Source organism: Vibrio sp. zbq_1 (assembly GCF_043102935.1).
GTDB lineage: Bacteria > Pseudomonadota > Gammaproteobacteria > Enterobacterales > Vibrionaceae > Vibrio > Vibrio parahaemolyticus.
This window is the reverse complement of record NZ_JBICJH010000004.1, coordinates 857,459-877,954: the sequence shown is the minus strand read 5'-3', so window position 1 is coordinate 877,954 and position 20,496 is coordinate 857,459. Positions and strand designations below refer to the sequence as shown.

The following is a 20,496-nucleotide window of genomic DNA, read 5'->3' as shown; positions in this document are numbered from 1 at the left end:
CATTGCCCCTTTTATACAAAGATAATTCAAGATCTTCGTGTGGCTACCTAAAGGTTAAGGTGCCAATATCGCTTGTGCGTTGACTGAAATCACTGGCTCTACAGCAGGTCCGCCATCTTCATCGGCTACTGAGATTAGCAATAAACCACCTGAACCAGCAGATCTAAACAAATTATCTACCGAAGCATCAGGTGTTAATAAATCAACACTAAATGTACAGTTCATGTTGCCATTCGCTGCAATAGAGAATGGGAACGCAACCGGACAGTCACTTGCGGTAATCATGTAATGTGTATTACCTTGACCAGCCGCAATCGGTGTACCCGCAACACTAAGCGCATTTAAGTTGACCGCCTCATAACTAGAAGCATTGGCAATGTTGAGGTTCAATGTTAGTGACAGAGCGAAGCTCAAGTTAATGTCAGCAGGTTCATTGATAAATGCTACTTTACCGTTATCGGTGTCTGTGACTATTTCAGGAACCGCGTCATCTGTCTCACCAGTTACTTGAGCGGTGTTCATATGCGGTGCATCTGGCTCACCCGATAGGAAGGAACTAACAGTACAGAATCGAGTATCTCCAGGAGCTAAGACATCACCATAGAAGTCACAATCGCCTTGATAGCTTACTGAGTCGAACAATACACCAAGTTTGTCATCCGTCATTTCTGTAAGAGTGATACTGTCCACTGGGGATGTATTGGTAATAGTAAACGTGAAGTTTACATTGTCACCAGACTCTGTTACCGAATATGGTGGCTCGTCTAAAGCATTAGGAGTTTTTACCAAATCAATAGCACCAGGGCTGTTACTAAAGGACACACTCGCTTGACCAGAGTCTTCATCGGAGTCGTTTTCGTTGTCATAAGCCTTTGCAGTTACCGTGTTTACAAATGCAGGATCACCCACATTACCAGTAACATTTCGTGTGTAGCTGAATTGACATGATCCACCAGTTCCGAGTACTGCTCCCAGACATGTCGCCGCTTCAGCAGCAATATTGTACTGATCATCCGTTATAGAAGTGATCTCTACCGCGTCAACTGAAGAATTGTTGGTAATTACCACAGTGTATTCGACAGGTTCACCAGCAAGACTCTCTACAACAGTTGTTGGGTTAGCGGATTTAGTAACGGAAATTACCGGAGGTACATTTGTGAGTGTCACGACGACCTCATTACTACAGTTAGGATTTGGCGTACCAGCGGTACTCGCGACGGTACAAGTGTTATCCCCAACAGGTTCACCATATTCATCGACGATAGTAGAACGAACATAGTTTTCAAACGATTCCGCAGTAGGAATGTTTGGTAAGTCGTCATCACTAATCGCTATTTTGAATGTACATTCTAAACCAACGGCTTCTGGTGGGATCTCATAAGGTAGTACGAGATTTTCACAAGCATTCGCTAAGCCACTAGACATGAGAGTGTAGTGACCTTTTGTTGTGCCAATTTCATTACCGCCACCAACACTATTTAGCAAGAAGGTTTGTGAATCAGAATCAGTACTAGAAGACACTTCATCTTCAATTTTTGTTACGAAGACACTATTGCCTGTACTGTCAGCTGGAACGATTTTAATCGTATAGATAAACTCGTCACCAGGTTCTGAGCCGGTTGTTTTATTAACAGACTTAGTTGATACAGGTGGATCTGGCTGAATAAAGATTGGGATGTTGTAATCATCATCACAATTACATTTTGATGGAGCGCCAGGGTAGGCATCATTACCATCCTCACAAACTTCATTTTTACCAGGTTGTCGCCAGCTTACACAGTTTGGCAGGTTGAGTTGCCCGTCACCGTCAGAGTCCTGACAAAGTGTGGTGATAGTTGTTGAGTGAACAACTACTGCAGCTTGTTCTACGTCCCAACAAGAGTCGCCATCTGTGTTTGATGCGTTGGTTGAGTATTCATCGCTTAACGTGTAGATATTACAGCTTCCGTTAAGCGCGTCTGGAGCCCCATTTCTTTGGAAATATAAACCGATGTCGTAACGATCACTTGCGGTTGAGACGACATTAAAATCAGCTTCAAAGGTAACATCCTTACCTGCGACACAGACTGTGGTGTCTGGATCAACTGGCTGACCATCGATTTCAATTATTTTGATGTTTGAAGCTTCAGCAATGTTTATGTCATTTGCTGTACAGTTCAAACTCTTTCCATATTGATCCTCCATACAAACGCTTTGTATGCCAGGATCTTGAGCTAAGGCTGTTGGCCCATAAAGCGCTGCTGCACCTAGTAACATGGCGCTGAACAGCGTTTTATGTGGGTGAAATATTAAATGTTCCATCATCTACCTTCTTTTCTCATTGAAAGTTGATAAAAGGGCGATGTAAGTATCCAATGATGCCAACACTGGACTCCGGCATCATTGAACACACGAACTGCTGTGCCCCCTGTCCCATGACAATTGCTCCACAAAGTGTGTGTTCTGAAACTTGTATGGTGGAGCGCTTGTCGGTGCCCACTAGAGAGCAAAAAACAAACCAACACCTATTGCATTGATTTTTAAATATTTTGTGTTTTTTAAAACTGTTTCAAAAACACTTTGTGTGAACAGAGTGTTAACTTGTTGGGAAACGGTCTAGGAGGCCATTCCTAGAAATTAAACGGGATATCAGTCGGTTATAGAGGGAAAGAAAAACGTGCCACTTGGGTAGTGTTCGAGTTAACAGGTGGACACTTTGTTGACAGCGAGTGAGAAAGTCATGTGTCTTGCTGTGGTTTTTTGAGCCTAACAAAGTCAATGTAGAGACTGGGGGAAGGGGATTCGAACAAGAGGTGAGGAACCGATTTGAATGATAGTTGCACTAATTGTGCGTGATTTATGCTGTTGGGATTGCTTTTTAAACATCTGAATCAAAAAGATAAAATTTATTGTTGACCAGATAAATTAATCCGTTAAAGTACGCCTCGTTCTCACGGCACAGGCCGCTGAGAGATGGTGTTACCATCGCAAAGATTTGCGTTGCCCTGGTGGTGGAATTGGTAGACACAAGGGATTTAAAATCCCTCGGCGTTCGCGCTGTGCCGGTTCAAGTCCGGCCCGGGGCACCATCAAAACGATGTATGGATTTCAGATTCAGTTTTAAAGCATCGTTCTCATGACAATGAGAAAACAATCAGGTAAGGCGCGTTGGCAGAGTGGCTATGCAGCGGATTGCAAATCCGTGGACCTCGGTTCGACTCCGGGACGCGCCTCCATTATTTCGAAAGCCAGTCTCTTATGACTGGCTTTTCTCGTTTATAGCGCCCACAAATCATTTTCCTCTCTTTTTCTGGCTACAATTAATTATCATCATTCTGTTTGTCACATCATTATCATATTCAAAGTGTATTTCCATCTTTTCTACAGAATAAAACTATTTATCTTGTTCAATTTTTTATTCACAGGTAGGAATTGAATAGTGAGTGAAGCTTCTATATTTCTTCGAGTGATCTTATTATTGTCATCATTTTATATCTATTATGTTCATATAAATACAACCTTAAATATAAAGTTTACACTTGGTGTGCAATGTAATTAATGTTTTTATTTTGTTTGTTAATTGTTGTTCTTTGTTGTTTTCTAAAGGTAAGGCTTTGAAATGTGGTCAGTAAAAAAACTAATAGCAGTTGAGTGAGAACAGTTCTGCGCTCATTTTCTATTTTTGACATGTATTTAATTGATTTGTAGAAGTTTTTCTTTTTATGGGTGCAATCGGTTCATTATTGATACGATTGAATATTCTCAATTTTTGAGCAAAAAAATGATCGATGTTTAACTGTTTGATGTGATTGAAACTCTTTGGCTCTTACAAAGAATTAACGTAATTTGGTGATGTGGTTGGTTGAATTTTAACCTTTTGCTTTGTTATGATGCTGCCTCATTTATTGATGTTGGTGATGTTTTAGAAGAATAAATACATTATGTATAGAAAATTGAGATTATTCATGGAATAAGCTCTGGCTCTATTTTTTCTAAATTTTAACCTCTATCTAATCCTATATATTCTTATCGTTAACTCGGTGGGAAGGATAATTATTATAATTATTTCAGGTGAAGCAGTGATTGATAAACTCCGCATGAATAAGCACGCCCTAAATAAAGGGATCTTTTTCTTACTCGTCTTATTTCTATTTCTACAAAATATCCAGTACGCCAAAGCCGCAGGCAGTTCAATAGGCCAGCAAGATACGTTGGTGATGCTATTAAATTTCAAAGAGAATTCTAACGATCGACCGATCACGTCAGAAGAGGCGCACGCGTTAGTATTTGGTGAAGTTAACGATTTTTACCAAGAAAACTCCTATGGCAAGACATGGCTAAGTGGTCAAGTTGCAGGTTGGTACACATTGTCTGTATCGAATCAGGTGTGTGATTATCCTTCGGTTCAAGCGGAAGCGGATAAAATGGCGCGTGCTGATGGCGTAGTGCTTGAGGATTATCAGCGCATCATTTACATCATGACGCAATCGGGTTGTGCTGGTGGTGGTTCTGCAACAACAGGGAAAACGTTCCCGAGTCGTGCATACATAGATGGCACGCTGTCAGCAAGAGTGATTGCGCATGAATTCGGGCACAACCTAGGTTTGAGCCACGCCAAGGCGTTGGATTGTGGCGATGCGTCGGTATCGAGTAACTGTAGCGTAATTGAATACGGCGACTCGTACGATGTTATGGGTACTCCTGATATGGGTTACATCAATACGTACTACAAAGAACGTATGGGATGGTTGAATGATGCGGAATCACCAAACATTATTACGGCAACTCAAGATGGTTTGTATGAAATCGCAGAGTACGAAACCCAAGACATAACACAAAACATCGCGTTAAAAATACCTCGCGGTGTGAACCCTAATACTGGCTTGAAGGAGTGGTTCTATGTCGAATATCGTCAAGCGATGGGTTATGACCAGTTTTTAGATGACCGCTCTTATATGCTGTTTCGTGGCGATGTGACGGGTGGTGTGATTGTTCGTTTAGTCGAAGAAGGCGCGGAAGAAAGTTACCTTCTGCACATGAAGCCAAATTCGGATTACAGCCAAGTTTATGGCCGAAAGGATTGGAAAGACACCGCGTTACCAGTGGGTGACAGTTTCACCGATCCAGTTTCTGGTCTCACGATTAATCTTGCGAGTGCAGCCAATGGTTTTGCCGGTGTGAATGTATCGTTTGGTGGTTCGGTAACTCCAAGCGTTTGCGAGATGTCTGCGCCAAGTGTGTCTGTGAAAGCGACGTCTGATACACAAGTTAATGCTGGCGACACGGTTGAATATCAACTGACGGTAACAAACACGGCGAATGACGTTTGTGGCACGATTCGTTTTGATGTGTCTGCTCAAGTAGAGAGTGGTTGGCAAGCGAGCTCTCAATCTATTTCCCTTGCGTCTGGCGAATCTAGCGTGGCTACCATCGCGGTGACTTCTGCTCTAAGTGCAACCTCTGGTGACTACCCTGTGACGTTTAATGTGGTAAACACGAAAGATGAGGCTTACAACGTGGCTAAACAAGCGACGTATGCCGTTGCTGAGCAGCAAATGGGTAGTGGTGATGTCGTGGCGGTCGACGATAACGTTCAGATGAGCAAAGTTTCAACGGTAACCATCAATGTGTTGGGTAATGACATCATTGCTGATGGTGTGTCTGTCGAGATCTCAGCAATGAGCGCACCGAGTAAAGGAACGGTGAAGCTACTTTCTGATGGGAGTATCCAATACACACCAGCGAAGCGATTCAAGAATCAAGACAGCTTTAGCTATACGATCACCAGCGGTAATGTTACGTCGACAGCAATGGTGACTGTGGCGCTGCAATCATCTCCTGATTCTGGCGGGTCTTCACCAGGCAAAGGTAAGAACAAATAACAAAGCAAAGCCACCTTATGTTTCAGGTGGCTTTTTCGTTATTGTGTACTGTGGATTGCTGCTATCGGTTTGTCTTGCTTACGGAGCAGGACATAGTGGACAGCTTGCCTCTACAGGCATGCCTGTATCGACAGTGACACCTGTAATGGCGTTAACACCTTCTGCAACGACGGTGTCTTTGAAGGTTCTTACATCATGTGCAACAACCGGACCACCAGAAACGTCACTACCCGGAGCAGGGATGTAGGTACCATCGTAGTTCATACAGCTTTCAGGATTTAAAGTACCGACATCTTTAACGACTGTCATACCGTCATGCATTTCAGTAATTTTCACATCGTTAAGTTTCACTTTACTGTCGTTACATACTTTACCTTCGTAGTTCACTCTTAATCCGTACGCGCCAGATGCGTTTTCTTCAACGTAGGTTGTACAGTCTTTAGTGATACTCAATGCGCCCACTGGAGTAAGTGGAGGACAGCTATCTGTGTCAGACTTAGTAAGCACAGGTTCGCCACCATCTTTGATGGCTGCGCTCGCCGTAGCCTCATTTTCTACACCGTTGATGAGCGAAACAAAGGAACCAGTAAATGTTGCAGTTTCGCCAGCGGCAAGAACGTCAGCAGTGAATGAATCGCCAGCGGTAATATCTTCAACATAAAGATCGTAAAGTGCACCAAAGCCAGTATTGGTTACTTTGATCTCGTAGTTGTAGATGATTGAGTCACCACTTGGTGATAACGCACCAGTTGGACATGTTTTCACAAGTTCCATACCACATAACTGGAATTGACCTAAAACGAAGTCTTTCAAAGATGCGGTGAATGAAGCAGACGAACGGGTTTCAGCCATGAAGCTGCTGAAACAAGACGCTGTGCCGTCGATTCCGTCAAGCAGTTGAGTGAGGTTTACACCACCTTCATAGAAGCTTTCGTATGGGAAAGCGTTCATTGTGCCGTTTTTTGCAGTGTATGGCCAAGGTGATGGGATTGGTGTTTCACCTTTGTTGGTGGTTGCACAACCAAAGTCACCATCATTGACAGCAGAACAGTCAGCAGGGTTTGCACCACTGGTTTCCGCTTGTAGGCGTAAGTTTTTGGCTGCACAATCGCCAGGGGCAGGGTCATTACTGTCCGCTTTTGAACAGGTTGGATCCCAAGTTACCAATGCGGCGTAAGGTTCATCATTCGCACCTTGCGGATAATCAATCAATACCAAAACGTCGCCCACAACGTGTTGACCAGAGAACGAACCGTCATCAAGGGCTTGGACATCATCTTGGAAGAACCAGAAACCCATAAAGGCATCACCTACGTTCGCAAAACGGTCGGCACCAAAATAAATGACCAAATCCGAACCGCCACCGCCGTTATCGACGCCGTAGGCAGCAGCGTAAGCATTGGTTAAGTCATCTTTATCTGGTACAGAACCATCTTTGTGAGACCATTCTGATATGTCTTGAATATCTTTTCGACCACCAGTAAATATGGAGATAGGTGACGGATCGGGAAGAATCCCAGTATCGACATTGGCACTGTCGCTACCATCGTAAATATTTTCCCAATCATCCCCAGCAACGGCGTCGTCTGTTGCATTACCTTCCAGTTCGAAGGTGCCCAGATCATGAACCGCCCAAGTCGGCGAGGCGAACACACTCAATATCAGCCCCAAGCAAAATGCTCGAGCCAATATCACCAGTTTATTAAAGTCCATCTTACTTTCTCCTTTTCCAAACAGAAGATACGAGCCGATTGGCGCTCATAACGGCAAGGAGCGTCTCCAATTAACACGTCATCACGATTGACGCTGGGCTCGTTACGTACGGGAGGGATTAAGCAAGAAGTAATCCGTTAGTTAACTGGCTGAAAAATTTGGAAAAAATAATTTCAAGCTGTCGAGGTGAACAGTTTAGATTGCGGTGTTTAGGTGATACGGAACGATAAGCGTATGAATTCGATTGAAAAGACAGAAATCTGTATCAGATGGACAATGTGTAACACACGTGAACAGGTTGTAGAGGCTGGCGAAGAGAGTAGCAAGGAAGCGAGAGGGAAGCCGAAAGTGAAAAGCGACAATGTAAGAAAAAGTTCGAGAAGCTCTCCTGGTGCAAAGTCTTGCGATGTCCTTTGCACCGGGACTCCTGAGGGTTAGCGGTTTAGTGCACCACAACGCTCAGGTTGGTATGTGATATCGACAATTTCAATCGTCTTCACTTGTTTGTTTGGCATTGGCCAATCGAGCTTTTGGCCCACAGACAAACCGATTAGTGCGCTACCAACAGGAGCAAAAATCGAAATGTCATCGCTGCTTTTTAGCTCCGATGGGTAGACCAATGTTTTGGTCATGGTTCTTTCTTCGCCTGCAAATTTAAACTCAACGGTTGAGTTCATGGTGACCACATTCGACGGCATCTCTTCTGGTTCTAAAACTGTTGCGCGGTCAAGCTCTGCTTCTAGCTCAACAAGCTCTGCAGCGATGTTTGGCATCTTATCCAGCAGGGCGGTAATTCTGTTCATATCTAAGCTTGAGATATAGATAGAGTTGTTTTCTGACATTTTATGACTCCCAAATAAAATGCCGCCTCATAAACATGGGACGGCGCTCTATATGTCAATTACGGTATAAATCACATGGTTTTCATTCCATATGAACTGCTTTTGATTCTAGTCTTTATGCAATCTGTTAGCTAGTAAAAGATTTTTATTGTGGGGCTTGATTTTTTCTAAAACTATCAAACACTTCGAACGCTGTTCGGTAAAAAATTCTTCCTTATAACCATAACTTATCATGGGCAGCTGATTGCTTATAAGCGTTCTTTGTAAAAACTACCAATATTCGTTAATAAATTACCTTATTTTATAAGTAAACAGAGCAAATAGAGCCGACTACCCCTTTAGGGTAGTTTGAATTTGTAATTGATTTACATCATGTATTAATTTTCTTTCACAATTAACAATGCGCTCAGTGATAAGAACCTAACCCTTAGGAAGTACAATGAGCAAGTTGAAGCTAGTAGTTATCGGTAACGGTATGGTAGGGCACCGTTACATCGAAGACTTAGTCGAGAAAACGGATGTCTCGCAAATGGATATCACCGTTTTCTGTGAAGAACCTCGTGTCGCATACGACCGTGTGCACCTTTCCTCTTACTTTTCTCACCACACAGCTGACGAACTGTCTCTAGTTAAAGAAGGCTTTTACGAGAAACACGGCATCAATATGTTGATCGGTGAACGCGCGATTAACATCAACCGTGAAAACCGAATCGTTTACTCAAGCACTGGTCGTGAAGTTCAATACGACAAGCTGATTCTTGCTACTGGCTCATTCCCATTTGTTCCGCCTATCAAAGGTCATGAAAGCAAAGACTGTTTTGTTTACCGCACAATCGAAGATCTTAAAGCGATCGAAGCGTGTGCGAAGAAGAGTAAATCAGGCGTGGTTATCGGTGGCGGTCTGCTAGGTCTTGAAGCTGCAGGCGCACTAAAGGCACTCGGTGTAGAAACACACGTCGTTGAGTTCGCGCCAAAGCTAATGGCTGAGCAACTTGACCTTGCTGGTGGTAATCAACTTCGTCAAAAAATCGAGCGTATGGGCGTGAACGTTCATACCAGCAAAAACACGCTAGAGATTGCAGCAGAAGGTAAAAATGCTCGTAACGTCATGCGTTTTGCTGACGGCACTGAGTTAGAGACAGACTTCATCGTATTTTCTGCGGGTATTCGTCCACAAGACAAACTGGCTCGCCAAATGGAGCTAGAACTTGGCCCTCGTGGCGGTGTTGCCATCAACGACCACTGCCAGACTTCTGATGAGAACATCTACGCGATTGGTGAGTGTGCGTCTTGGAATGAAATGTTCTACGGCCTTGTTGCTCCTGGTTACAAGATGGCGACCGTTGCGGTTGATCACCTACTAGGTAACACAGAAAGCAAATTCGAAGGCGCTGATATGTCTGCGAAGCTAAAACTGCTTGGCGTGAAAGTGGGCTCGATTGGTGATGCGAATGGCCGTACAGAAGGTTGTAAGAGCTACGTTTATCAAAACGAAGAGCAAGAAGTTTACAAACGTCTTATCGTTTCTGAAGACAACAAGAAACTGCTCGGTGCGGTATTGGTGGGTGATACGTCTGACTACGGCGATCTGCTTCAACTGATGTTGAACGAAATCGACCTACCAGAACACCCAGATGCGTTGATCCTTCCTGCACACGCAGGCGCTGAGAAACCAGCACTCGGTGCGGATGCACTACCAGAAAGCGCAGTGATCTGTTCATGTTTCGACGTAACCAAAGGCAAGATCGCACAAGCGGTTGCTGATGGTCACCACACATTGGGTGACATCAAAGCAGTGACTGGCGCAGGTACAGGCTGTGGTGGCTGTATTCCTCTAGTGACGTCTGTTCTAAATGCTGAGCTTGCTAAATCGGGTATCGAAGTGAAGAACGATGTGTGTGAGCACTTTGCTTACTCGCGCCAAGAGCTGTTCCACCTAATCCGTATTGAAGAGATCAAAACGTTTGATGAGCTTCTAGAGAAATACGGTAAAGGTTACGGCTGTGAAGTTTGTAAACCATTGGCTGGTTCTATCTTGGCTTCTTGCTGGGGTGAGCACATTCTTAAGCCAAAACTGGTTAAGCTGCACGACACGAACGACAACTTCCTAGGTAACATCCAAAAAGACGGTACTTACTCTGTTATTCCACGTATGGCGGGTGGTGAAGTAACGCCTCAAGCACTGGGTGCGCTAGCGAACGTTGCTGCTGAATACAACCTGTACACCAAAGTCACCGGCGCTCAGCGTATTGGTCTGTTTGGTGCTCAAAAAGACGATCTTCCAGAGATCTGGCGCAAGCTTATCGACGCTGGTTTCGAAACAGGTCAAGCGTACGCAAAAGCACTTCGTATGGCGAAGACCTGTGTTGGCTCAACTTGGTGTCGTTACGGCGTTCAAGATTCTGTTGGTCTAGGTTCTTACATCGAGAACCGTTACAAAGGCATTCGTACGCCTCATAAGATGAAGTTCGGTGTTTCTGGCTGTACTCGTGAGTGTGCGGAAGCACAAGGTAAAGACCTTGGTATCATCGCGACTGACGCAGGTTGGAATATGTACGTTTGTGGTAACGGCGGCATGAAACCTCGTCACGCAGACTTACTAGCCAGCGATCTAGATAAAGAAACGCTAATCAAGTACATCGACCGCTTCATGATGTTCTACATCCGTACTGCTGCGCCACTACAACGCACATCAGTTTGGATGGAAAACATGGAAGGTGGTGTTGACTACCTACGCGCAGTGATTGTTGAAGACAAACTTGGCATCAACGCTCAACTAGAAGCTGACGTAGCGAAGCTTGTAGACGAGTACGAGTGTGAGTGGACGGCAACCATCAACGACGAATCACAACTGACTCGTTTCGCACACTTCATCAACTCTGACAAGCGCGATGACAACGTTGTGTTTGTTCAAGAGCGCGAACAGCACCGCCCAGCGACCTTCACGGAGAAACATCCTGAAGCGAAAGGCGACATCCTACACGTAGCGATCACTGAAGCATAAGGGAAGGTTGAACATGTCATTTGAAAAGATTTGCCACATCAGCGACATCGTACCGGGCACAGGTGTTTGTGCATTGGTTGACGGTCAGCAAGTTGCGGTGTTCCGCCCAACAGAAGCGGAAGAAGTGTTAGCTATCAGCAACACCGACCCGTTCTTCCAATCGAACGTGCTTTCTCGCGGTTTGATTTGTGAGCATCAAGGAGAGCTTTGGGTGGCGAGCCCGCTTAAGAAGCAACGCTTTAACCTGACAACAGGTGCTTGTATGGAAGACGAGCGTTTTAACGTGAAAGCGTACAAAGCGCGCGTGACAAACGGCGAAGTCGAGATTCAAGCGTAAGTTTAATCCCTCCTCTGTGGAGGAGGGATGTTTCTTCGCCTTTCGGTATCCGTTTCATAGATTCAATAGACAAAGGCTTTCCACGCATCATTTCCGGGGGACAGGGAAGCGAGATGATGTCGACAGCAGTGGATGTCAGCGGGAAGCCTTTCTCTATTCAATCTTCAACTTTTAACTTTCAATTTTGAATAAGGACACATTCATGTCTACAGACTTTAAACCTGCTGAATTCGTGCAAACCATGATCAACGTTGGTGAAGCAAAAACCAATACAAGCACGCGCGATCTTCTGCTTCGTGGCACGATGGCGGGCATTATTTTGTCGTTAGCGGTAGTTGTCGCGATTACTGCGATGGTGCAAACGGGAATTGGCCTTGTGGGCGCACTTGTTTTCCCTGTTGGTTTTGTGATTCTTAGTGTGATGGGTTACGACCTAGTTACAGGTGTATTTGGTCTTGCGCCTTTGGCGAAGTTTGCAAACCGTCCGGGCATCACTTGGGGGCGCATTTTCCGTTGCTGGGGGCTGGTAGGCTTGGGTAACCTGATTGGTTCTCTGATTGTGGCTTACCTTGTGGCGATTTCTCTAACCGGTAACTTTTCTCTAGAACTCAACGCGGTAGCGAAGAAGTTTGTCGCTGTTTCTACAGCGCGTAGCCTTGGTTTTGAAAACATGGGTATGGACGGATGGATCACGTGTTTCGTACGCGGCATCTTCTGTAACCTAATGGTGTGTCTAGGCGTGATTGGCAACATGACTGCGCGTTCAGTATCCGGTCGCGTGGCGATGATGTGGTTCCCAATCTTCATCTTCTTCGCACTCGTATTTGAGCACACTGTGGTAAACATGTTCCTATTCCCACTAGGTATGATTCTAGGTGCGGACTTTGGTATCGCGACTTGGTTGAACTTCAACTTAATCCCAACCATTCTAGGTAACATCATCGGTGGTCTTGTCATGACTTGTTTGCCACTGTACCTAACTCATGCGAAAACAGCGCCTTCTCTAAGTGTAGAAGAGGACGTTATTGCAGAACCTGCAATCGCAAAATAAACCGTTTTATTTGGCCCTACCTTTGGTGGGTAGGGCTATTCAACTCATTTAACTTTCGATAGATATTGTATTGATTTAGCTATAAAAAGTAATAACTCCTTGGGGTAGTTTGACCCCTAAGCCAATTAGGTGAGTGTTACTCTTTATATCCAAATTTTCCGATAGGCGTTGATATGACTACTGCGAACTCATCTTTAAACAGCGGCTTTGTTTCTCTTGTTGGTGCTGGGCCTGGCGATCCTGACTTACTGACGGTCAAAGGGTTGAAAGCGATTCAAGCGGCTGAAGTTGTGGTGTATGACCGTTTGGTATCGAAAGAGATTCTAGAGTTAGCACAGGCATCCGCAGAGATGATTTATGTCGGGAAAAAGCTCGATTTTCACTGCGTACCACAAGATAAGATCAACCAAATTTTGGTGGAAAAAGCACAAGAAGGAAAACGCGTTGTGCGCCTAAAAGGTGGTGATTCATTTATCTTTGGACGTGGCGGTGAAGAGTTGGAAGAGCTTGCAGAATACGGTATTCAATATGAAGTGGTGCCGGGGATCACTGCTGCGGCTGGCGCGACGGCTTACGCAGGTATTCCATTAACGCACCGTGATCATGCGCAAAGCGTTCAATTCATCACGGGTCACGTGCAAAAAGACGGTCGCGAAATTGAATGGCACTCGTTAGCGCAGTCAAACAACACACTTGTGTTCTACATGGGTTTGAAGCAAAGCAGTCACATTATGGACAAGCTCATCACGCACGGCTTAGACCCAGAAATGTCATGCGCAATCATCGAAAATGGGACGCGACCAGAGCAACGCGTGTTCCAAGGTAAACTAAATGAATTGTCTAGCATGGCAGAGCAAGCAGTGAGCCCTGCATTGATAGTGGTGGGGAGCGTTACGCAGCTGCATAATAAGTTGGCGTGGTTCGGAAAGTAACGAAGAATCCTGTTTCTTCACGAGTCTTCATTTCCTCAAGTGCTTCAGATTTCGCAGGGGCTTCGCTGCCTCTGCATCTCTTGTTTTCGCATCGGCATTTGGTCAATCAAATCGTTAATGTATTGCCAGTCGGTTTCTGCCCCCCAGCGGTATTTTTCTAAGCCATCTTTACCGAGCAAAATCGCAGTGTGCTCGCCTTTTTTCACGCTGTAGATCTCTGCGAGTATCTTTAAATCAAACTCTTCTTTAAGCCAGCTTGGCACGGTGTAGCCATCTTCTGTGATCACCAGTGTGACGACATCTCTATCAACTAACTCGCACTCGTGCATCAATGCTTCAAGCAAGAACTGTTTTACGTAATCATCATTTTCAGGCGCGAAATACAGAACACTGCGATGCGGCCAGTATTGAGTGTGCGCAGGATAGCCGAGTGCCGTCGAGGCAAAGATACACGAAAGCAGTATCACCAATAACTTTCCACTCATGACTCACTCCTAAAAACGCGATTTTCCGTTTATACGTTAAGTTTAGTGGAATTGGCTCATTGTGCTTTTGGGCGATCTGGCTTAGGGTAGGCGGCAAATTATCGGTATGAGATCACCATGCAATCAGACCACAAAGAAAAAATCGCCATTCTCGTTGACGTTCAAAACGTTTATTACACTTGTCGCGAAGCGTATCGCAGTAACTTTGACTACAACCAGTTTTGGTATGTCGCGACACAAGAAAAGGAAGTAGTAAGCGCAAAAGCTTATGCCATTGCCAGTAACGATCCGAAGCAACGCCAGTTTCATCACATTCTAAGAGGTGTGGGATTTGAGGTGATGTTGAAGCCTTACATTCAGCGTCGAGATGGCAGCGCCAAAGGGGATTGGGATGTCGGTATCACGCTCGATGCGATTGAGATTGCGCCTGATGTTGACCGCGTGATTTTGGTTTCTGGTGATGGCGACTTCAGTTTGCTGGTGGAACGTATTCAGCAGCGCTACAACAAGAAGGTCACCGTCTATGGTGTACCAAGGTTAACCTCGCAAACCTTGATTGATTGTGCTGATAATTTCGTCGCGATTGATGATGATTTCTTGCTGTAAGCATCAGACCAGACAAAGAAAAGGCGAGTCATTCAGGCTGTACTTATGCGTACAATGACTCGCCTTCCAATTTTACTTTACAGGTTGTTTATGAAGGAATGATGATTTGTCCTAGTACGTAACCTAAGCAACACGCGCCGATCACACCAATCAAACCTACCGACATAAATGAGTGGTTGAAGTACCACTTACCAATCTTAGTTGTACCTGATGTATCGAAGTTCACTGTCGCGATATCAGAAGGGTAGTTCGGAATAAAGAAGTAACCGTACACCGCTGGCATTAGGCCGATAAGCAGTGCAGGATCTAGACCCAAGCCAAGACCAACAGGCAGCATCATACGAGCCGTTGCAGCTTGAGAGTTCACCACAACCGATACAATGAACAACGCAAGCGCGAACGTCCAAGGGTAGTTCGTTACCATCTCTACAATGCCAGATTTGAATTGAGGCATTGCGTATTGGAAGTAAGTATCAGACATCCATGCGATACCGAAGATAGCAATTGCCGCCACCATACCCGATTTGAAGACCACACCGTTTGGCACGTCACGCGGGTCAGTTTTGGTTGCAAGAAGAATGATACCGCCGAAGCAGAGCATCATCATTTGAATGACAACGGCCATGCTAATTGGCTTCGCGCCATCCACAATGGTACGAATGTCTGGCCACATCGCGATAACGACGATAACCAAGATAGAAGCGATGAACAGCAACACAGAGTTGCGAGCACTTGTTGGTAGCACTTCGTCAAGAGACGTTGCAGTTGTGTTAAGGATCTTTTCACGCCACACAGGATCTTTCAAACGCTCTTGGTATTCTTCATCGTCTTCCAGTTCTTTACCGCGTTTGATGCTGTAAAGTGACATTAGCAACGTACCGAATAGTGTTGCTGGAACCGTAACGAGCAAAATAGAAAGCAGAGTGATCTCGTGCTGAATATCAGATAGTTGTGCTAAGTAGTAAACCACAGCCGCTGAAATTGGTGAGGCTGTGATTGCGATTTGAGACGCGACAGACGCCGCCGCCATTGGACGCTCAGGACGAATGCCGTTTTTCAATGCAACGTCGCCAATGATTGGCATAATGGAGTAAACCGCGTGACCTGTACCGAGCAAGAAAGTCATAAAGTAAGTCACAAAAGGAGCGATCAGGGTGACGCGTTTTGGGTTTTTACGAAGCACACGTTCGGCAACTTGAAGCATGTATTTCAAACCGCCTGCGGCTTCAAGAATCGATGCACATGTTACAACCGCTAGGATGATCAACATAACGGTGACAGGAGGGGAGGTTGGCGGCATCTTAAAGATAAAGACTTCAATCACCAAACCAATACCAGATACGACCCCGAGGCCGATACCACCATAGCGTGAGCCGATATACAGCATCACGAGCAAAAATAGAAACTCAAGATACAACATGTGGATTTCCTTATTCAAAACAGAGGGCTATATAGCCAAATTACCTAGTTATATTGTCCCGATATTCAGATGGAAAATACTTCATGTTGTTCACATTCCGCTGGATAAGAAACAGCAATATTCAATTATTGGCAATAACTCACGCTATCAGAGCGAACTGTTACAGACCTTTTACCAAGGTGTTTTTATGCTGTGGCATTTTTAAATCGAAATACCTCAAAACCTGCTGATGATTTAATCATTTGTTGAATTTTATAGTGTGTCGTTTTACTCAAGTGGTTGAGCAACGAAATGGATACAGATTTGTCGCGCCGGTCAACGGTATATAAAACGCACAAATACAAAAGATAATAGTTTGCATTGCGATTCATGGTTAAGTATAAAGGGGGCAGATCTCAAACCGTAATCGCACGCAATCATGTCCGAGTCATTTTTCCCGCAACTCTTTCAAACATCGCAAACCATCACTCCTTATTTACATGGCGATATTGGTCGCATTGAGTCGGATGCCATTCATATCGATAATGATATCAATCCCATCGTTCAAGAGTTGTATCGTCAACTTTCTGAAACGTATCCAGAGGCCGGAAGGGCGTATTGGCTCACAAGAACATGGGATTTGCTCTGCTGGCAGCCAATCTACGTTGCGCTTGTCTCTATCTACGGTTTTCAATCGCTCCCGAATTTGCGCAATATGGCGCAGTACTTACAGCCCTGCTTTGTAAGAGGATTTCGCTTTGCGGATCAGGAACATATTCAAGGTAGTCACACAATATTGATTGCGCAGGCAGGGCGTCAAATTCGAGCTTTGTTCGATTTTTATCAAGAACAGATGAACGAGTGGATTCGCATTCGTCCGGGGTTTACTCATCAGTTGATGTCAGACGGTATTTTGGCGTGCTTGTTAAGGTTACAGCAACATTTCCCTCAACTGACCGATGCCATCATTAAAGAGCACGCTAGCTTGTGGCTTAGTGCTCTGGGGCTGGATGAGCGTCATATCGATGCTTTGCATGGTGTGCCTCACGAGCAACCGCTCAAATTGGTCAGAAAAAGCTGCTGCTTGGTGTACAAGTGTGAAGGAAGAAAGCTCTGCGAGGACTGCCCGAGAGCAGCAAAAAACCGTCAGTTAATCATGCAAAAGAGCAATGGTTAACAACTTATTAACCTATGTAACAGTGCTCGATTTGTTATTGATAATAAGTATCATTGTCGATTCTTTGGCTACAACAAAAAGATAAATACAATGACAAATAGGAAGTTCTCTTTAAACCTCATCGTATTAGCGATGAGCAGTGGATATGCAGCGCACGCATTGGCTGCAGAACAAGCTCAGCAACTGGCGTCTCAAAACGCAGCAGATGAACAATTAGTCGTGGTTGGCAGCGTCATGCCAAAATCCATCTCTGATATTCCCGGTACGGTTTGGTTTGTAGGGCAAGAAGAAATTGCTCAACAATACCGAGCAGGTAAAACTCTGGGTGATATTCTTTCTGCCACGATCCCTTCTTTAGATGTTGGCACTGGCGGCCGGACAAACTACGGCCAAAATCTGCGTGGCAGAGCCATGCTGGTCATGATTGATGGCGTTTCTCTGCAATCTTCTCGTCCTATCAGTCGTCAATTGGATGCGATTGACCCGTTCAACATCGAACGAATTGAAGTGCTGTCAGGCGCGAGCTCCATTTATGGGGCTGGTGCGACGGGTGGTGTCATTAACATCATCACTAAAAAAGCGTACTCAGATGAATTGGCGTTTGAATCTTTTGTCGGCGGTACGTCAGGCTTCAACAGCAGCGATGATTTTGACTACAAAGTCGCACAATCCGTTGCTGGTGGAAATGACATCGTAAAAGCACGTGGCTCAGTGGTGTATTCCGAGACACAAGGTGCATTTGACGGAAATGGTGACATTGTCACGCCAGACATTTCTCAAGGTTCTCTGCAATACAACTCAACGCTTGATGTTATGGGGTCGGCAGAGATCCAAATCTCCGATGCCAGCAAGTTAAACCTTGTCGCGCAATACTATGACAGCCAGCAAGATTCGCCATACGGCTTGTACATTGTTAATAGCAAATTTGTTGATGTGCGAAAAGGGTTCGATTCCGATCGTGAGCATGGTACAGAGCGTGTACTTTTAAGTGCAAACTACGCACACGACAACGTATTCGGTCATCAATTGATTGGTGAATTGTCTTACCGCAGCGAAGATCAAACCTTTACACCGTATTACCAAAGCTCTTCACAACAAGAAACCGAAGTGTTTGCGGGGCGTTTAGCGCTGGCGAAAAGTTGGGGTGCATTCAGTGCCGTCTACGGTGTGGATGCATACCTAGATCGATTCGATAGCAATCAAGCTTTGTTCGACAAAACCATCGCAGACAACTCAGGTAACCTAATTAACCGAACGTATGCGGAAGTGGGGCGTTATCCTGGTGTAGATGTAACATCTTACGCGATGTTTGTGCAGGGGGATTACCAAATCAATCAAGATTGGTCTGTGCAGGCGGGATACCGTTATCAATATATGGACAACAAGATTGATGATTTTGTCGCATACAGCGTGCAGAAGAACATTGCTTCGGGCAAAGGTGTGTCTGCCGATGCAGTGCCGGGTGGCAGTACTGATTACTCGGTGAGTTTGTTTAATGTTGGGACAATTTATCAGTTGAATGATGAATCTCAATTGTGGGCGAACTTCTCACAAGGTTTTGAATTAGCAGACCCAGCGAAATACTACGGTCAAGGCAGCTACGAGGCCGTTGATGCCAACGGGCACTACGCACTCAAAGACAGCATCAACGTAGCCGATTCAAAAATGTCGGGCATTAAAACGGACAGCTACGAAATTGGTTATCGCTTAGATACCGATACCGTCGCAATGCAAGCGGCGGGTTACTACTCGGTGTCGGATAACTCCATCAAGTACGATAAAAAGACGCTTCTAATTACCAACGTCGATGACGAGCAGCGCGTTTACGGCGCAGAAGCAAACATCAATTATTGGGTAAGCAGTGACATCCTATTGGGTGCTTCTGGTCATTATGTCATCTCTGAGCTGAAAACCAACGGGAAGTGGGAAGACTTAAGCGCAGGTAAAGCAAGCACATCAAAAGCGAACGCGTGGGCGGCTTATTATCAGGATGATTATTCAGTGCGTCTACAAAGCCAAACCATGTTTGATTACGAAGATGATGCCAATAACAAGCTCGATGGTTACACCACGTTTGATCTGCTGGGCAATGTGAATTTGCCAGTTGGTCAACTTGGCTTTGGTATTCAAAACCTGCTTGATGAAGATTACACCACGGCTTGGGGTCAACGTGCACAGATCTTGTACGCAGCTCACTACGATGCGGCGGCGTATGATTACAAAGGTCGAGGCCGCACGTTTACACTGAACTACAGCCTTGAATTCTAAGTTCAATATTCTTTTCTAAAAGTAAAAAAGCCGCATTATGCGGCTTTTCTTTTTAAGCTTGGTCAGCAGTTGCTGTCTCTACAGCGTTTTCAGAAGATTGCTGTTGTTCTTCGGCTTCCATTTTCGCGCGCTCAGCTTTAGAGATGTAGCGCGGTTTGTTGCTTTTATGCAGCTTCGCGTTGTGCTTCTTCTGCTTCGCTTTTAAGATCTGATTGATTTTCTTCTTGCGGTTCATGGTGTTGGTCCTTTAATTTAGCGGGGCAGGATAGTGATTTTTCATCCAAGTTACAACCTTAATGGAGTTCGTATGAAAACTTTGACCACCGAACGATTGATACTGCGTCTAGTGAGTGTAGATGATGCGCCATTTATATTGGATCTCTACAACCACCCTGACTTTTATCGCTTTGTTGGGGATAAGCAGATGCGAACCGATTACGAAGCGGTTCGTTACATCAAAGAGAACATGCTGCGTATGGAAGAAAAGAAAGGTGTGAGCTTGCTGGTGGTTGAAGATAAGCAGACAAAACAGCCGCTAGGCATTTGTGGGTTAGTGAAGCGTGATACCTTGAACGCTTACGACATCGGCTATGGTTTTCTTCCTTCAGCTTACGGCCAAGGTTTTGCTATAGAAGCAGCAAAGGCAGTGATCGAGTACGCGAAACAAGCGATGCAACTTAGTCAACTGCTCGCGATTACGAATAATGATAATATTCGTAGTATAAGTTTGCTGAAAAAACTCGGTTTCGAATTTGAACGTGTTGAGCAGCAATATGATAATGGCCGAACTTTAGAACTCTACACTCTCCAGCTGTGATTTT

At 44.9% G+C, this 20,496-nt stretch carries 15 protein-coding genes and 2 tRNA genes; 11 read left to right on the top strand and 6 right to left on the bottom strand.

All coding sequences use genetic code 11. The features are described from left to right. Positions 1–54: 54 nt before the first annotated feature. A complete protein-coding gene (locus tag ACF8CV_RS04255) occupies positions 55–2,304 on the bottom strand; it encodes a hypothetical protein (RefSeq protein ID WP_171055854.1) in 2,250 nt (749 codons plus the stop codon). A gap of 677 nt (positions 2,305–2,981) precedes the next feature. Here ACF8CV_RS04255 and ACF8CV_RS04250 point away from each other — a divergent pair. The 3 genes from ACF8CV_RS04250 to ACF8CV_RS04240 all read left to right on the top strand — a co-directional run bounded on the left by ACF8CV_RS04250 (position 2,982) and on the right by ACF8CV_RS04240 (position 5,861). Then, positions 2,982–3,068: transfer RNA gene (locus ACF8CV_RS04250), tRNA-Leu, on the top strand. A gap of 73 nt (positions 3,069–3,141) precedes the next feature. Continuing rightward, a tRNA-Cys gene (locus ACF8CV_RS04245) sits at positions 3,142–3,215 on the top strand. Positions 3,216–4,058: 843 nt separating this feature from the next. Next, a complete protein-coding gene (locus ACF8CV_RS04240; protein WP_155006945.1) occupies positions 4,059–5,861 on the top strand; it encodes an Ig-like domain-containing protein in 1,803 nt (600 codons plus the stop codon). 78 nt (positions 5,862–5,939) lie between these two features. Here ACF8CV_RS04240 and ACF8CV_RS04235 read toward each other — a convergent pair whose 3' ends face one another. Both ACF8CV_RS04235 and rnk read right to left on the bottom strand, forming a co-directional pair. Next, positions 5,940–7,574: a hypothetical protein gene (locus ACF8CV_RS04235; RefSeq protein ID WP_045626294.1), complete on the bottom strand. Its 1,635-nt coding sequence runs from the start codon at positions 7,572–7,574 to the stop codon at positions 5,940–5,942. A 434-nt stretch (positions 7,575–8,008) separates the two neighbouring features. Continuing rightward, positions 8,009–8,416, bottom strand: coding sequence for a nucleoside diphosphate kinase regulator (rnk, locus tag ACF8CV_RS04230; protein WP_005480352.1), 408 nt, complete (start codon positions 8,414–8,416; stop codon positions 8,009–8,011). Positions 8,417–8,855: 439 nt separating this feature from the next. On the opposite strand from rnk, the gene nirB reads away from it, so the two are divergent. From nirB to cobA, 4 genes are all read left to right on the top strand, one after another. After that, positions 8,856–11,420, top strand: a complete 2,565-nt coding sequence (gene nirB, locus ACF8CV_RS04225; RefSeq protein ID WP_138937307.1) for a nitrite reductase large subunit NirB — start codon at positions 8,856–8,858, stop codon at positions 11,418–11,420. Positions 11,421–11,433: 13 nt separating this feature from the next. Then, positions 11,434–11,757 (top strand): nitrite reductase small subunit NirD, encoded by a 324-nt coding sequence (nirD, locus tag ACF8CV_RS04220; protein ID WP_138937306.1) that lies wholly within the window; start codon positions 11,434–11,436, stop codon positions 11,755–11,757. Between the two features lie 202 nt (positions 11,758–11,959). Then, complete coding sequence (locus tag ACF8CV_RS04215; protein WP_015313275.1) at positions 11,960–12,808, top strand: formate/nitrite transporter family protein; 849 nt, start codon at positions 11,960–11,962, stop codon at positions 12,806–12,808. A gap of 173 nt (positions 12,809–12,981) precedes the next feature. After that, the gene (gene cobA / locus ACF8CV_RS04210) at positions 12,982–13,740 is read left to right on the top strand and encodes a uroporphyrinogen-III C-methyltransferase (RefSeq protein WP_031819437.1); all 759 of its coding nucleotides are present in this window, start codon (positions 12,982–12,984) and stop codon (positions 13,738–13,740) included. Between the two features lie 44 nt (positions 13,741–13,784). Here the strand turns inward: cobA and ACF8CV_RS04205 are convergent, their stop codons facing one another. Then, entirely contained in the window at positions 13,785–14,225 is a 441-nt protein-coding gene (locus ACF8CV_RS04205) for a DUF4174 domain-containing protein (RefSeq protein WP_005486276.1), read from the bottom strand. A 117-nt stretch (positions 14,226–14,342) separates the two neighbouring features. On the opposite strand from ACF8CV_RS04205, the gene ACF8CV_RS04200 reads away from it, so the two are divergent. After that, on the top strand, positions 14,343–14,831 hold the full coding sequence (locus ACF8CV_RS04200) for an NYN domain-containing protein (RefSeq protein ID WP_005480252.1): 489 nt from the start codon (positions 14,343–14,345) through the stop codon (positions 14,829–14,831). Positions 14,832–14,919: 88 nt separating this feature from the next. Here the strand turns inward: ACF8CV_RS04200 and ACF8CV_RS04195 are convergent, their stop codons facing one another. Continuing rightward, entirely contained in the window at positions 14,920–16,251 is a 1,332-nt protein-coding gene (locus tag ACF8CV_RS04195) for an anaerobic C4-dicarboxylate transporter (RefSeq protein ID WP_005460955.1), read from the bottom strand. A 418-nt stretch (positions 16,252–16,669) separates the two neighbouring features. On the opposite strand from ACF8CV_RS04195, the gene ACF8CV_RS04190 reads away from it, so the two are divergent. Together ACF8CV_RS04190 and ACF8CV_RS04185 are read left to right on the top strand one after the other, a co-directional pair. Then, complete coding sequence (locus ACF8CV_RS04190; protein WP_031812623.1) at positions 16,670–17,407, top strand: siderophore ferric iron reductase; 738 nt, start codon at positions 16,670–16,672, stop codon at positions 17,405–17,407. Positions 17,408–17,497: 90 nt separating this feature from the next. Beyond that, positions 17,498–19,675 carry a TonB-dependent receptor gene (locus ACF8CV_RS04185; protein ID WP_138937305.1) on the top strand — a complete coding sequence of 726 codons (2,178 nt, stop codon included), beginning with the start codon at positions 17,498–17,500 and terminating at the stop codon, positions 19,673–19,675. A gap of 52 nt (positions 19,676–19,727) precedes the next feature. Here ACF8CV_RS04185 and ACF8CV_RS04180 read toward each other — a convergent pair whose 3' ends face one another. Next, positions 19,728–19,910, bottom strand: a complete 183-nt coding sequence (locus ACF8CV_RS04180; RefSeq protein WP_005486333.1) for a DUF2986 domain-containing protein — start codon at positions 19,908–19,910, stop codon at positions 19,728–19,730. Positions 19,911–19,982: 72 nt separating this feature from the next. Between ACF8CV_RS04180 and ACF8CV_RS04175 the strand changes: the two genes are divergently transcribed. Beyond that, a complete protein-coding gene (locus tag ACF8CV_RS04175) occupies positions 19,983–20,492 on the top strand; it encodes a GNAT family N-acetyltransferase (protein WP_138937304.1) in 510 nt (169 codons plus the stop codon). Positions 20,493–20,496: the final 4 nt, after the last annotated feature.